The organism is Nocardia sp. NPDC006630, from assembly GCF_040611495.1.
GTDB lineage: Bacteria > Actinomycetota > Actinomycetes > Mycobacteriales > Mycobacteriaceae > Nocardia.
Genome location: NZ_JBEXOK010000005.1, coordinates 684259 through 697725, shown reverse-complemented (window position 1 = coordinate 697725; position 13467 = coordinate 684259). Strand labels below are relative to the sequence as shown.

General features: G+C 68.1%; 14 protein-coding genes. 9 read left to right on the top strand and 5 right to left on the bottom strand.

The window, feature by feature from the left end:
- Positions 1-77: 77 nt before the first annotated feature.
- A complete protein-coding gene (locus tag ABZX86_RS18120; protein ID WP_327143903.1) occupies positions 78-1481 on the bottom strand; it encodes an NAD(P)H-quinone dehydrogenase in 1404 nt (467 codons plus the stop codon).
- Positions 1482-1707: 226 nt separating this feature from the next.
- Here ABZX86_RS18120 and ABZX86_RS18115 point away from each other — a divergent pair, with 226 nt between their 5' ends.
- Positions 1708-2187 carry a gamma-glutamylcyclotransferase gene (locus tag ABZX86_RS18115; RefSeq protein WP_297614602.1) on the top strand — a complete coding sequence of 160 codons (480 nt, stop codon included), beginning with the start codon at positions 1708-1710 and terminating at the stop codon, positions 2185-2187.
- A gap of 85 nt (positions 2188-2272) precedes the next feature.
- Here ABZX86_RS18115 and ABZX86_RS18110 read toward each other — a convergent pair whose 3' ends face one another.
- The 3 genes from ABZX86_RS18110 to ABZX86_RS18100 form a co-directional block, all read right to left on the bottom strand.
- Entirely contained in the window at positions 2273-3457 is a 1185-nt protein-coding gene (locus ABZX86_RS18110) for a M20 family metallopeptidase (protein ID WP_355124762.1), read from the bottom strand.
- Positions 3458-3684: 227 nt separating this feature from the next.
- Positions 3685-4872 (bottom strand): amidohydrolase, encoded by a 1188-nt coding sequence (locus tag ABZX86_RS18105; RefSeq protein WP_355124760.1) that lies wholly within the window; start codon positions 4870-4872, stop codon positions 3685-3687.
- 264 nt (positions 4873-5136) lie between these two features.
- Complete coding sequence (locus ABZX86_RS18100; protein WP_355124759.1) at positions 5137-5841, bottom strand: enoyl-CoA hydratase/isomerase family protein; 705 nt, start codon at positions 5839-5841, stop codon at positions 5137-5139.
- A 147-nt stretch (positions 5842-5988) separates the two neighbouring features.
- Between ABZX86_RS18100 and ABZX86_RS18095 the strand changes: the two genes are divergently transcribed.
- The 3 genes from ABZX86_RS18095 to ABZX86_RS18085 all read left to right on the top strand — a co-directional run bounded on the left by ABZX86_RS18095 (position 5989) and on the right by ABZX86_RS18085 (position 9002).
- A complete protein-coding gene (locus ABZX86_RS18095; protein WP_355124757.1) occupies positions 5989-6771 on the top strand; it encodes a purine-nucleoside phosphorylase in 783 nt (260 codons plus the stop codon).
- 139 nt (positions 6772-6910) lie between these two features.
- Positions 6911-8632, top strand: a complete 1722-nt coding sequence (locus ABZX86_RS18090) for a phospho-sugar mutase (protein ID WP_355124755.1) — start codon at positions 6911-6913, stop codon at positions 8630-8632.
- A gap of 19 nt (positions 8633-8651) precedes the next feature.
- Positions 8652-9002: a hypothetical protein gene (locus ABZX86_RS18085; protein WP_355124753.1), complete on the top strand. Its 351-nt coding sequence runs from the start codon at positions 8652-8654 to the stop codon at positions 9000-9002.
- Positions 9003-9013: 11 nt separating this feature from the next.
- Here ABZX86_RS18085 and upp read toward each other — a convergent pair whose 3' ends face one another.
- Positions 9014-9637, bottom strand: a complete 624-nt coding sequence (upp, locus tag ABZX86_RS18080) for a uracil phosphoribosyltransferase (RefSeq protein ID WP_355124751.1) — start codon at positions 9635-9637, stop codon at positions 9014-9016.
- Between the two features lie 138 nt (positions 9638-9775).
- Between upp and ABZX86_RS18075 the strand changes: the two genes are divergently transcribed.
- The 5 genes from ABZX86_RS18075 (at position 9776) to ABZX86_RS18055 (ending at position 13442) form a co-directional block, all read left to right on the top strand.
- A complete protein-coding gene (locus ABZX86_RS18075; protein WP_355124749.1) occupies positions 9776-10084 on the top strand; it encodes a type VII secretion target in 309 nt (102 codons plus the stop codon).
- Between the two features lie 190 nt (positions 10085-10274).
- Positions 10275-11456, top strand: a complete 1182-nt coding sequence (locus ABZX86_RS18070) for a C40 family peptidase (RefSeq protein ID WP_355124747.1) — start codon at positions 10275-10277, stop codon at positions 11454-11456.
- 26 nt (positions 11457-11482) lie between these two features.
- Positions 11483-11842 carry a hypothetical protein gene (locus ABZX86_RS18065; protein WP_355124745.1) on the top strand — a complete coding sequence of 120 codons (360 nt, stop codon included), beginning with the start codon at positions 11483-11485 and terminating at the stop codon, positions 11840-11842.
- Positions 11839-12168: a YbaB/EbfC family nucleoid-associated protein gene (locus tag ABZX86_RS18060; protein ID WP_355124743.1), complete on the top strand. Its 330-nt coding sequence runs from the start codon at positions 11839-11841 to the stop codon at positions 12166-12168. The genes ABZX86_RS18065 and ABZX86_RS18060 overlap by 4 nt, the downstream gene beginning before the upstream one ends.
- Positions 12169-12194: 26 nt before the next feature.
- Positions 12195-13442 carry a primosomal protein gene (locus ABZX86_RS18055; protein WP_355124741.1) on the top strand — a complete coding sequence of 416 codons (1248 nt, stop codon included), beginning with the start codon at positions 12195-12197 and terminating at the stop codon, positions 13440-13442.
- The last annotated feature ends 25 nt before the right edge of the window (positions 13443-13467 follow it).

The window sequence follows — 13467 nt, the reverse complement described above, 5'->3', positions numbered from 1 at the left end:
CGCTTCCCGTCGCGAAGTGAATCACACCGGCGTAAGCGGGGCAAGACGAAGCCCTCCCAGCACCGGAAGTTCATCCGTCAGTCGAGATCGTCGTGCCGCATGAGCTGACGCGCGGCCTCGGTGACGGAACCGGTCAGCGAAGGATAGACCGAGAAGGTCTGCGCGAGATCGTTGACGGTCAGATTGTTCTGCACCGCAAGGGCGATTGGCAGGATGAGCTCGGAAGCGATGGGCGCCACCACGACTCCGCCGATCACCACACCGGTGGCCGGACGGCAGAAGATCTTCACGAAACCGCGGCGCAGCCCCGACATCTTGGCGCGCGGATTGGTGTTGAGCGGCAACATGACCGTGCGCGCCGGGACCTCGCCATTGTCGATGGCGGTCTGGCTCACACCGACAGTGGCGATCTCCGGACGCGTGAACACCGCGGAGGCAACGGTTTTCAGGCGAATCGGCTGCACACCCTCACCGAGTGCGTGGTACATGGCGATTCGGCCCTGCATGGCGGCCACAGAGGCCAGCGGCAGCAGTCCCGTGCAGTCGCCTGCCGCGTACACACCGGTGGCGGTGGTGCGCGAAACCCGGTCCACGCGCAGGTATCCGCCCTTGTCCAGTTCGATGCCCAGGCGAGCCAGGCCGAGATTCTGGGTATTGGGCACCGAGCCGACCGTCATGAGCGCATGCGAGCCGGTCACCGTGCGGCCGTCGGACAGTTTCACCACAATGCCGTCGGCGGTGCGCTCGACCGCATCGGCGCGGGCGTGCTTGACCAGTTCCACACCGCGTTCGGCGAGCGCGTCCTCCAGCACCAGCGCGGCATCGGCGTCCTCACCGGGCAGCACGCGGTCGCGGCTGGAGACCAGCTTCACCTTCACGCCCATTTCGGTATAGGCGGAGACGAATTCGGCGCCGGTGACACCGGAACCGACCACCACAAGCGTTTCGGGCAGTTCCTTGAGGTCGTAGAGCTGGCGCCAGTTCAGGATGCGCTCTCCGTCCGGCTCAGCGCCCGCCAGGACGCGCGGACTGGCGCCGGTGGCAATCAGCACCACCTCGGCCTCGAGCAGGTGCTGGCGGCCATCGTCGAGGGTCGCCTTCACCAGGTGGGTCGCCAGCCCGGGCGCCTGGTCCATGAGCTCGCCGTGCCCGGCCAGCACGGTCACGCCGGCGGTCTGCAGCTTCACCTTGATATCGGAGGACTGCGCCTGCGCGAGCGCCTTCACGCGCGAATTCACCTCTGCCAGACGCACCTGCGCCTGCGAGGGATGCACGGTGATGCCGAGGTCGCGGGCGCGGCGCAGATCGGTGCGCACGCCGGTGGAGGCGATGAAGGTCTTCGAAGGCACACAGTCCCAGAGCACACAGGCTCCGCCGATGCCGTCACTGTCGATCAGCGTGACCGGCGCCCCGTGCTGCGCGGCGACCAATGCCGCTTCGTAACCGGCGGGGCCGCCGCCGATGATCGCAATGCGGGTCATTGTTCCCTCGCTTCTGGCTGGGCAATCGGGATCTCCGATGCCGCACCACAACGTTATCGGCTCAGGTCCGCGCAGCTGGAACCGCATCTGGAGACAGTTTCGTCACACTTGGCGACCGTCCGGAATGTGGCCGGAGCTGGTCCGGAGCGACCGGCCGGGCTACTCGCGAACCGCTGAGGATCGGGATCGGGGGAGGTAGCCGGGGATTGTTCGATACGCTCTCACAGTGCCGATTTACGCCGCCTACGGGTCCAACATGGATCCCGAGCAGATGCTCAAGCGCTGTCCGCACTCCCCCGTGTCCGGAACCGGCTGGCTGGAGGGTTGGCGCCTGACCTTCGCCGGGGACGACATCGGCTGGGAGGGACCGCTCGCGACCGTGGTCGAGGAGCCCGGATCGCGGGTTTTCGTCGTCCTGTACGACGTCCCGGGTGAGGACGAGGCGAGCCTGGACCGCTGGGAGGGCTCGGACTTCGGCATCCACAAGAAGATCCGGCTCCGCGTCACGCCCAGCCAGGGCAACGCCACGCAGCCGGTGCTCGCCTGGTTATACGTCCTGGACGCCTACGAGGGCGGCCTACCCTCGGCCCGCTATCTGGGAGTGATCGCCGAAGGCGCCGAAAAAGCCGGTGCCCCCGGCGAATACGTGCACGCCCTGCGCACCCGTAACAGCAAGAACGTCGGCCCCGGCACCTTCGGGCCCTAATTCCTCTTTCTCCTCTTCGAACTACTTCGGGCCGCACCTGACAGGTGCGGCCCGAAGTTTTTCGCCTCTTCGCTTGTGCGCGAACTCAGTACCCGTTCAGCACGATATTCGTCATGACGCGGACGCCCACGGCGAGCGCGCGCTCATCGATATCGAAGGTGGGCTGGTGCAGGTCGAGCTGCTCGCCCTGACCGGACCACACACCCAGGCGGGCCATGGCCCCCGGCACCTCCTCCAGGTACCAGGAGAAGTCCTCGCCGCCGCCGGACTGCTGGGTATCGGCGAGGGCATCGGGACCGACCTCGCGGATGGCCGCCTCGAACATGCGCACGGCCAGTTCGTCGTTCACGACCGGCGGCACGCCGCGCTTGTAGTTGAGCTGCCAGCGCACGCCGGTGGGAGCGAGCAGGCCCTCGACGATCTCGCGCACCATGGGCTCGAGCAGCGACCAGGTGGCGTGATCGCCGGTGCGGACGGTGCCGGTGAGCATGCCGGTCTGCGGAATCGCGTTGGGCGCCTTGCCCGCCGACACCGCACCCCACACCATGACGGTGCTGGTGCGCGGATCGATGCGACGGCTCAGCAGACCCGGCAGACCGGTGATGACGGTGCCGATGGCGTAGACCAGATCACTGGTGAGATGCGGGCGCGAGGTGTGACCGCCCGGCGAATCCAGTACAAGTTCGATGGTGTCCGCGGCCGAGGTGATGGCCCCGACCCGGATACCGACCCGGCCGACCTCGAGCCGCGGGTCGCAGTGCACCGCGAACATGCGCGAGACGTCTTCCATGGCGCCCGCGGCGACCATATCGATCGCGCCGCCGGGCATGACCTCCTCGGCGGGCTGGAACACCAGCCGCACACCGACCGGAAGGTTCGGAACCTCGGCCAGCGCCAAGGCGGTACCCAGCAGGATCGTGGTGTGCGCATCGTGCCCGCAGGCATGCGAGACGCCAGGCACATTCGAGGCGAACGGCAGACCGGTGTACTCCTGCAGCGGCAGCGCGTCCATATCGGCGCGCAGGCCGATGCGTGGGGTGTCCGGTCCGATATCGCAGATCAGGCCGGTGCCATTGGGTAGCTTGCGCGGCTCCAGACCGGCCTTGACCAGCCAGGATTCGATGAATTCGGTGGTGCCGTACTCGGCGCGCGACAGCTCCGGGTTGGCGTGGATGTGCCGCCGCCAGGAAATCAGGTCGTCCGCGTGCTCGGCGAGCCACGCGTCCACGACATCTCGGCCACTGACCGCACTATCAGGAATTCCAGCCATATCAACACTCACCGTGCCCATTTCAAAGCCCATATCGACCCCCACCGCGCTGCCCGTCACGACGCTCGCAACCCCTTGCGGCTTACAGGCCGCTAACGGTCCCGTAGCCCTGGCGGTGTCCAGCGTGGCTCGCGCCGAATCCACCACGGTACTCGCGTGGACCTGCGTGGTTACGCAAGCTGCCGCCTCGGGGCCCGATGCTCGCACCGTGGACCGGCCGGTTGTGCTCACCGAATGTCCTCCTGTCGAAGAAACTGCCGTTGCATGACTCGTTCCGACAACCTGTCCCTATGAAATTCGTCCCCTGCGATCTGTATCGCGGTGCGGGCCAGAGCCGTTGCCCCGTCGATGACAGCTCGATCAGCGGAGGCGTTCACCGCGGCTGCCGCGAACGCCGGCTGGTGGGTGACCGCTCCCCCGGCGTCGATGCCGATGACCGGGTGAATGCCGGGAATCACATTGGTGACATTGCCCATATCCGTACTACCAAGCGGTCGCGCGGCCTCGAGTTCCGGGGCAATGGGCTCGCGTCCGAGATCGCGGATCTGCTCGCGATAGGCACACAGTAGTGCGCTGTCGGGCGTGAGCTCGGTATATGTCGGCGCGAGCTTGCGGATGTCATGGATACATCCGGTCGCGAGGGCGCCTGCCTCGAAACAGGCCGATGCGCGTTGCATCAGATCATCGAGGCTCGCGGAGTCGACTGCCCGTAGGTAATACAGCAGTTCCGCATGGCCGGGCACGATATTGGGGGCTACGCCACCGGAGGCGACTATACCGTGCAGCTGCTGTCCGGGGCTGAGATGTTGGCGGAGCAAACCGAGGGCAACCTGCGCGATAGTGACCGCGTCCCCGGCATTCCGGCCGTGCTGCGGTGCGGCGCTGGCATGTGATTCGCGGCCGCGATAGGTCACCGACAGATCGGCCAGCGCGAGCGAATGCGCACCGGCGATATCCTCCGGACCCGGATGCACCATGAGCGCCATGGCCACATCGTCGAAAACGCCGCGCTCGAGCATGAGCACCTTGCCGCCGCCGCTCTCCTCGGCGGGCGTGCCGAGCAGCTTCACGGTGATACCGCAGGCATCGGCGACCGCGGCCAGGCCGAGCGCCGCGCCGACCGCGGAGGCGGCAATGATGTTGTGCCCGCAGGCATGTCCGATTTCTGGCAGTGCGTCGTATTCGGCGCAGATCGCGACCACCAGCTCGCCGGTGCCGAATTCAGCGGAGAAGGCGGTCTTCAGATCGGCCACACCGGTTTCGATGCGGAAGCCGCGTTCGCGCAGGGGCTCGATCGTCTTGGCTACGCTTCGGAATTCCTCGAAAGCGAGTTCCGGCTCGGCGTGAATCGAGTGCGAGAGCGCGATCAACTGCTCGCGAGCGGCCACGACGGCAGCGTCGGAGGCAGTCGCCATAGTTGTATTCAAAGGCGACACAGCAAGATTGGACGACGCAGCACTCAACGCCGACACAGACGCTGAGTGCCGTTCACTGGGTGTGCAAATTCTCCGGTCATCGCCGCTGCGCGATGGTGGCATAGGACACAGTCTTACACCCGTCACTAAAGCTGTCGCAGCAGGTGATGCGGAAATCTCGCGGTAGGGCATGCTCCGAGAGCCGAGGGCCGGGCTTCGCGGCCCCCGAAACCGGAGAATTTACGGGGGCGGTGCCCGCGCTGCTCAGACGGTGAAAGCCAGGTTCTCCGGGGTGGTCTCGACCGCGAGGCCCGCCAGGATGTGCTGGTGCAGGGCGCGCTTGATGACCGGGAGGTTCGGCTTGCGGTTGCCCTTGAGCGCGTCGGCCTGTGCGACCGCGGTGGCGAGCAGCGACTCCGCGTCGGCCTTGCCGTCCACGATGCGGGCGGCGAGGGCGTCGTCGGCGCCGTAGCGGCGACCGGTGGTCATGGCCTCGACCGCCACCTGATTGGTGAGGCGACCGGTGACCAGCGCATTCATGGCGACCGTGAACGGCATGCCCAGGTGCACCTCGGGCAGGCACCAGTAGCCGCGGTCGGCGCGCATGATGCGGAAATCGCAGGAGGTGGCCAGCATGGCGCCCGCGCCGAAGGCGTGCCCGTTCACCGCGGCGACCGTCGGCAGCGGGAAGCCGAGCAGGCGGGTGTACAGCGAGTGCACGCGGTCGAGGTACCAGCAGTTCTTGTCGAAATTGCCGAACAGCCAATCGGTGTCGAGACCATTGCTGAAGAACTTGCCGTTGGCCGTGACGACCAGCGCGGCCGGGCCCTCGGAGGCCTCGACCTCGTCGAGCAGCGCGTGGAGCTCGGTGATCAGATCGGGATGGAAGCGGTTCTCGCTGTCGATGTTCTGGCCCTCGGCACCGAGGTACAGGACGAACACATCCCCATCACGCTTCAAATACGGCATGAGTGCAGATTAGCGGGGGCGCGAACGCACACCTACTCGCGGGTAGCCATTGTTTCGCGAGTTTTGCGAAAGCTGGAAAAGGTGCGAAACCGGCAGGTCCAGGCTGTGCCATCGCACCGATGATCGCCTGCGACTAGGGTGGGCGACATGCTAGCCGAACAGGCCGCCGCGGAGGCGATAGCCGAACGTACGGGAGTGCAGAGTCACCGGGTCGCGGTGGTGCTCGGATCCGGATGGCAGGAAGCCGCCGCCGAAATCGGTGAGCCCGCCACCTCCGTCCCCATGGGCGAGGTGCCGGGCTTCGGATCGCCCACCGCCCAGGGACATCAGGGCACCATCCACTCCGTGCTCGTCAATGACGCGCCGGTGCTGCTGCTCATGGGACGCCAGCACCTGTACGAGGGTTACGCGCCCTCGCAGGTTGTGCACAATGTGCGCACCGCCATTGCCGCGGGCGCGCAGACCGTGCTGCTCACCAATGCCGCGGGCGGGATTCGGGACGGGCTCTCCGTCGGCGAGCCCGTACTGATCAGCGATCACCTCAATCTCACCGGGCAGACCCCTGTCACGGGTGCGAACTTTGTCGATCTGGTCGACGCCTGGGATCCCGAATTGCGGGCGCTGGCACGCGATATCGACCCCAGCCTGACCGAGGGCGTGTACGCGGGCCTGACCGGACCGCAGTACGAGACACCCGCCGAGATCCGCATGCTGCGCACCATCGGCGCGGATCTGGTGGGCATGTCCACGGTGCTGGAGGCCATTGCCTGCCGCGCCGCCGGAGCGCGGGTGCTGGGCATCTCGCTGGTCACCAACCTGGCCGCCGGCGTCACCGGCGCACACCTCTCGCACGCCGAGGTGCTGGCCGAAGGGCACGCCGCCGCACCGCGATTGGGCAAACTCCTGCGCGGAGTTCTCGAACGCCTCTGAACGGAGTTCCCCGAACGCTTCTGAACGGAGTTCTCGAACGCCTCTGCACGATCCGCCGCACGGCCTACGCTGCGGTGACGACGAGAGGCCCGTAGTACGAGGCCGGATCGCCGTGGCCGACACGCTTTGAGGAGATGGCATGCTGCGCTTCGGGACGGCCGGATTACGCGGGCCGCTGCAGGACGGTCCGGACGGCATGAACGTGGACACCGTCACGAGGGCCAGTGCGGGCATTGCCGACTGGCTCCGGAATCGCTGTCTCGGTGGCGGATTGGTCATCGTCGGTCGCGACGCCCGGCACGGCTCCGCCGAATTCGCCCGAGCCACCGCGGAAGTGTTTGCCGCAGCGGGCTTCTCGGTGCTGGAACTGCACCGGCCGCTGCCGACCCCCGTCGTCGCCTACGCGGTGCGCGCACTGGGCGCGGTCGCGGGTGTGCAGATCACCGCCTCACACAACCCCGCCACCGATAACGGCTACAAGCTCTACCTCGACGGCGGCTCCCAACTGCTGCCACCCGCCGACGCCGAAATCGAGAAGTACATCGACGCGGTCCAGGGCCGCATCCCCGGCTCCGATCCCACCGCCACCGCACCGGATCCAGCCATCCTCGACCTCCCCGCCGACGCCACCGTCCAGGACATGGGCGAGGAAATCCTCCGCCGCTACCTGGCCCGAGTCGCCACCCTGCCGGACCTCATCGGCGGGCCGAGTCCCCAGCCGGGCACGGCACCGCGCCTGTCCGCTGCCACCGAGCCGAGCTCCCAGCCGGGCGAGGCCGCTGCCCACGACCCGAACTCCCAGCCCGGCGAGGCGCCGGTCTCGTCCGCAGCGCTGAGCGATCCGCCCCAATCCGGCGAAGCCGCGGCGGGTGGGCGAGTTCCGGTGCGGCGGGCTGATATTCGGGTGGTGCTGACGGCCATGCACGGGGTGGGTGGCGAGCCGGCTGTTGCGGCGTTGCGGGCGGCCGGGTTCGGGGAGGTGCTGGTGGTGGCGGAGCAGTTCACGCCGAATCCGGATTTTCCGACGGTGGCGTTCCCGAATCCGGAGGAGCCGGGGGCTTCGGATCTGCTGCTGTCGCTGGCCGAGCGGCTCGATGCCGATATCGCCATTGCGCTGGATCCGGATGCGGATCGGTGTGCGGTGGGGGTGCGCGGGGCGAGCGGGTGGCGCATGCTGCGCGGTGACGAAACCGGGGTGCTGCTGGGCGATTTCGTGCTGCGGACTGCCGCGCCGGAGTCGCTGGTGGCCACCACGATCGTGTCGTCCCGGTTGTTGAGCAAGGTGGCGGCGGCCCGGGGCGCGCGATACGCGGAGACCCTCACCGGTTTCAAATGGCTGGCGCGCGCTGGTGACGGGCTCGTGTACGCGTACGAGGAGGCCATCGGGCACTGCGTGGATCCGGTCACTGTGCGGGACAAGGACGGGATCTCGGCCGCCGTGCTGGCCGCCGATCTCATCGCCCAGCTGAAGGCGGCGGGGCGCACCGTCGATGAGGTACTCGACGATTACGCAGTCGAATTCGGCGTGCACGCGGGCGATCAGGTATCGCTGCGGCTCGCCGATGCGGCGGAGGCGGCCGCCGTGGTGGACCGGCTGCGCGTGAATCCGCCGGCCGAGATTGCCGGAGAAGCGGTGACCTGCACCGATATGTCGCAGCTGCGCGGGCAGATGCGCACCGACGCACTGGTTTTCGAGGGCGACTCGCTGCGCGTGGTCATCCGGCCGTCCGGCACCGAGCCGAAACTCAAGTGCTACGTGGAGGTCGTCCGGCCGGTCGCCACCGCCGCCGATCTGAGCGCCGTGAAAGCCGCCGCGGTGCAACAGCTCTCCGAGATCCGGGCCTTCTGCGAAAAGCTCTGAACGAAAGGATTGACCGCATATGCGTAATTCCCTGTGGCTCACCGGATTCGGCATCGCCGCGGCGGCCGTGACGCTCACCGCCGGCACCGCTTCAGCGGCGGGGTCCGTCATGGATCACGACGGCCCCTACACGGTGAACACCGATATCTCGGCGGGCTACTACACGACGCACAACCCCGCACCGGACTGCCAGTGGGTGCGACTGGGCGCCGACGCCGACATCATCGAGCGCGGTGACGGCGGCAATGGCACCAAGACGGTGCGAATCACCAGCCAGGACACCACTTTCGCAACCCTGCACTGCGGCACCTGGGCCATCGACGGCGGCCGGGGCGGCCCGCAGACCGGCACGGGTTCATTCGGCTTCTAGGCCGATCGCGTTCAGCGGGGACCGAATTGGCGGTCTCCCGCATCGCCCAGACCCGGGACGATATACGCGTCGGAATTGAGTCCCCGGTCGATCGATGCGGTGACCAGGCGCACCGGATGCCCCGACTTTTCCAGGGCGGCAATGCCTTCGGGGGCGGCGACCACGCAGATGACGGTGATGTCGCGGGCATTGCGGGTGGCCAGCAGGTCCAGGGTGAAGACCATCGAGCCGCCGGTGGCGAGCATGGGGTCCAGGACGATGACGGGGGTGTCCGCGAGATCCTCGGGCAGCGACTCCATGTACGGGGTCGGCTGGTGGGTGGTCTCGTCGCGGGCCACACCGACAAATCCGATGCGGGCGTCGGGGATCAGGTTCTCCGCGGTCTCCACCATGCCGAGGCCGGCGCGCAGGACCGGGACCAGCAGCGGCGGGGCGGCGAGGCAGGTGCCCTCGGCGGCCGCGACCGGGGTGGCGATGGGGAACCTGGTGACGGGTGCGTCGCGCATGGCCTCGTAGACGAGCAGTCCGGTCAGATCGCGCAGTGCGGCCCGGAAGGTGGGGTTGGTGGTGCGCGCATCGCGCATGGTGGTGAGCAGTGCCGCGGCGAGCGGGTGGTCCACGATGTCGGTGCGCATAGGAAAACGATAGGTCAGTAGGGCTGATTCGAGGTTCGAGCCCGGCAGATTCCCTCGGCCCGGAACCGCCGCCGCGCGGCGTGCGTCCAATCTCATGCAGGACGTAATCAGCCAGCGACCGGCACGATGGGGGCATCCATGCACCGGATCTCGATCGATCCCGAAGGCCTCACCACCTACGCGAGCACGGCCGCCACCATGGCCGCCGCCCTCACCGCGGCCACAGTGCGCGCCACCGCCGCCGACCCCCTCCTACTCGCCCCCGCCTTCGGTCTCATCGGCAGCGATTTCCTCACCGCCTACCGTGCCGCCCACACCGGCCACCTCACCACCCTGGGCTCCCTCGCCGCCGTCCTGACCACCCTCGGCACCGCAACCACCGCCGCCGCAACCACCTACGTCGGCACCGATGCCCGGTACGCCAACGCCCCGGAGCTCAGCGCATGACGGCGGCATTCGACGTGGCGCGCGGTATCCCGCACCACCATGGCTTGCCGGCAGGCCGCACCCGGCGCGGGCCGATCCGGGCGGAAGTGAGTCGCGACCGCGTGGCATTCGATGCGCGGGCCCGCCGCCGGCGCACCTCGGGCGGGAAACCGTCATGGCACATCCGTGCCGCGCTTCCGGTGGTGGACGCATGAGCGGCGAGGTGGATGTGGCGGAGCTGGCGCGGCCGATTGTGCAGCTGCTGGCCAGTTTTGGCAGTGGGGAGGCCGGGGGTGCGGTCGAGGCGCTTCGGGAGACTTCGGGGGTGGTGGACGGGGTGCACTCCGCCGGGCGTTCGGGGGTCGATGGGATGTACGACTCCTGGCGCGGGCGGGGTGGAGATGCGGCCATGGACAGGGCGCTGCGGGTGCAGACGAGTGCGGCCACGGTCTCCGATCACGGGGAGTCGATGGCGGAGGTGCTGGATCGGGCGGGCGGGGCGATAGCGGCCGGGCAGCGGGAACTGGCGAAGGTGCTGCGGTCGTTTCTGGATTCGGCCGAGGGATTGGGGGCGGCGGGGGCCGGGCCGTCCGCGGCACTCGTTGTCCGGTCTGCTCTGGATCATCTGGGGCGAGCGCTGCACGTGGTCGAGCGGGTGCGGGCGGAGCTCGAATCCGAGACCGCGGCCATGCGCGAATTGGTCGCGCCGCCACCGGTTCCGCCGCCTGCCGCGGCTGCGGCGACACCGCCCTCCGGACCCGCGGCGGCCACGCGCGGCGAGCCTCCCGCGACGATCGCGGCGGCTGTCGATCCCGGATCCGGCGGGGCGCAGCAGGCCGGTTCGGGCTATGCCGCCTCGGGCGGGAAGGTGCTGGAGTCCGGGGTCGCGCTGGCCGGCAGCGGGCTGTCCACGGTCGCGGCGTCGGTCGGTGATTCATCGCCGCACAGCACCACCAGAACCCATCGGACCACGCCGGGTACCCGGCCCGCCGGGACCGGGGTGAAGCTCACGCTGCCCGACGGCAGTACCGTGGAAGCCCCGAACCAGCAGGCCGCCGATGCGGTGCGCAATGCCCTCAGCGCTGTCGGCACGCCGTACGTCTGGGGCGGCACCACACCGGGTGTCGGTCTCGATTGCAGTGGTTTGACGCAGTGGGCGTACGGGCAGGCGGGGGTTTCGCTGCCGCGTTTGGCGCAGGAGCAGGGGTACGGGCATCAGCAGGTCGGTCCAGGGGACTTGATGCCCGGCGATCTCGCGGTATGGGACGGGCATGTGGCAATGGTGATCGGCAACGGTCAATTGGTGGAGGCGGGCGATCCCGTCCAGACGGGTCCGATTCGGACGGAGAACATGGGAGAACGGTTCCTCGGCTTCTACAGGCCCACGGCCTGAGCCGGAACCGCCCAGAGGAGGCAGATATGACCCAGCCGCAGAGTCCTGATGCCACGGAGATCCCCCCGGTCACCGTGGCGGCGAGCAGCAATCGCGCCGGCACCCTCACCGTGCATGCCACCGATCAGGGCATACCGGTGCAAATCCGTTTCGAGCGCGGTGAATACCGTTACGGCGCACAGGCTCTCGCCGACGAAATCCTGCGGCTGAGCAAGCGCTCGGCCCTGGTCGCCAGATCCCGCCGCCGCGAACTGCTGGCCGCGACCGGCATGCCCGCGGAACTACTCGATCGGCTCGGCCTCCCCACCCGGCAGGCCGCCGTCGATGAACTCGACCGGCTCGACGATGCCGACACCGGTCCGGCGAGCTGGCTGGGGAAGGCATGAGCGAGCAGATGAACGCACTGGTGAGCGCAGTCGCCGACCGGCTCGAAGCGCTGGAGGCCACGCTCTACGAGCTCGGCCGGGTGCGCGGGCAATTCACCAGCGAAGACCGTTCGGTGACCGCGGAAGTGGACGGCGACGGCGCTCTGACAGGGCTCTGGCTGGCCGAATCGGTGACCGCCCGGCCACCGGCGGAGGTATCGCAATTGGTGCTGTGGGCATGCCAGCAAGCGGCCGCACAGGCCAGTGCGCAACGGGCCGAAGCACTCGCCCGATTGCACGAGTCCATCGCGCCGGGAAATGTTGGGGGCGGCCCGGATAGTGCCTGACGCGACCACTAGATAGGCTTCCGGTCATGGCTTCTGGAGACATCGTCCCGATCGCGCTCGGACTGACCAAAGGCGATCTCGTCACCCTGTGGGCGCCCCGCTGGCGAGATGGCGACGATGAGTGGCAGGCATTCCTCGGCCACGAGGAAGACCTCTACGGTTTCGACTCCGTAGCGGAGCTGGCCGCGTTCATCCGGACCAATGCCGAAAACGATCTGGTGGATCATCCCGCGTGGAAGATCATCGCCGGTTTGTCGGCGGCCGAACTGGAGCCGGAGGAGCAGTTCGTCTTCGATCTCGTCGGCGTGCCGGAGCTCGCGGCCGACGAACCCGATCCGGAGATCATCTCCGAACTCGAGGAGACTCTCGAGATGGTCCGCAATATCGGCGATGTGTGCGAGCTCGACGCCGTGACCAAGTTCTTCGGATCGCATCCGGTGCTGGGCGCACTGCCGGGCGGCGTCAGCGCCTTCGCCGGTAGCGAGGGCCAGGAGCTGTGGGAGCAGATCGGCGCGGCCATCAACAAGGACTGGGACGGTGTGCTGGACGCCATCGACTCGGTGGTGGAGATCCCGGACGTGGACGCCGATGCGGTCGCCGTCGCCGAGGCGGAACTGCTTGCGGCGGAAGAGAACATCGTGGACGCCGAGGATGTGGTGGACGCCGACGAGGACATCGAGACCGTCGACCTCGACGCGGAGGACGAGGACGAAGAGGACGAGGAGCTCTCGTTCTGGCACGAGGTCGGCATCGACCCGGTCAAGATCATCACCAGTGAGGGCACCTGGTTCACGCTGCGCTGCTACGTGGACGACGAGCCGATCTTCCTCGGCAAGGACGGCGCCATCTCGGTATTCCCGTCCGAGCGCGCGCTGGCCCGCTACCTCGCCGACGATCACGAGCACGATCTGGTGCGGGTGAGCACCTACAGCGAGATCCAGACCTCCGCGGTGGACGGTGCGCTGGAGGTCGAGGTGGACGAGGAGAACATCTACGTGCTGCCCGGCCTGGCCGACGATCTGGCACAGGGCCCGAAGTCCGTCGATACCGATCAGCTCGACCTCGCGGTCGAATTGTTCACCGACGCAGCCGATTACGCCGAGGAGGACAGCGTCGAGAAGGCGCTCGCCGTCTCCTCGCCGCTCGGCTGGTACGTGTCCTACCTGCTCAACCCGGACCCGGGCCGGATGGCCCCGAACCCGCCCTTCGCGGCGGAGGCGGCGTCCTGGCGAGTGCTGGAGGACGCGTTCGAGGCTCGCCTCAGCAAGGAGTAGGGCGCTCATCCGCCTCCCCGCACCT

Bases quoted from the DNA above. Each gene is read 5' to 3' on its own strand.
- ABZX86_RS18120 (WP_327143903.1), bottom strand. From the start codon at position 1,481: ATGACCCGCATTGCGATCATCGGCGGCGGCCCCGCCGGTTACGAAGCG.
- ABZX86_RS18110 (WP_355124762.1), bottom strand. From the start codon at position 3,457: ATGGCTGGAATTCCTGATAGTGCGGTCAGTGGCCGAGATGTCGTGGAC.
- ABZX86_RS18105 (WP_355124760.1), bottom strand. From the start codon at position 4,872: ATGGCGACTGCCTCCGACGCTGCCGTCGTGGCCGCTCGCGAGCAGTTG.
- ABZX86_RS18100 (WP_355124759.1), bottom strand. From the start codon at position 5,841: ATGCCGTATTTGAAGCGTGATGGGGATGTGTTCGTCCTGTACCTCGGT.
- ABZX86_RS18095 (WP_355124757.1), top strand. From the start codon at position 5,989: ATGCTAGCCGAACAGGCCGCCGCGGAGGCGATAGCCGAACGTACGGGA.
- ABZX86_RS18090 (WP_355124755.1), top strand. From the start codon at position 6,911: ATGCTGCGCTTCGGGACGGCCGGATTACGCGGGCCGCTGCAGGACGGT.
- ABZX86_RS18085 (WP_355124753.1), top strand. From the start codon at position 8,652: ATGCGTAATTCCCTGTGGCTCACCGGATTCGGCATCGCCGCGGCGGCC.
- upp (WP_355124751.1), bottom strand. From the start codon at position 9,637: ATGCGCACCGACATCGTGGACCACCCGCTCGCCGCGGCACTGCTCACC.
- ABZX86_RS18075 (WP_355124749.1), top strand. From the start codon at position 9,776: ATGCACCGGATCTCGATCGATCCCGAAGGCCTCACCACCTACGCGAGC.
- ABZX86_RS18070 (WP_355124747.1), top strand. From the start codon at position 10,275: ATGAGCGGCGAGGTGGATGTGGCGGAGCTGGCGCGGCCGATTGTGCAG.
- ABZX86_RS18065 (WP_355124745.1), top strand. From the start codon at position 11,483: ATGACCCAGCCGCAGAGTCCTGATGCCACGGAGATCCCCCCGGTCACC.
- ABZX86_RS18060 (WP_355124743.1), top strand. From the start codon at position 11,839: ATGAGCGAGCAGATGAACGCACTGGTGAGCGCAGTCGCCGACCGGCTC.
- ABZX86_RS18055 (WP_355124741.1), top strand. From the start codon at position 12,195: ATGGCTTCTGGAGACATCGTCCCGATCGCGCTCGGACTGACCAAAGGC.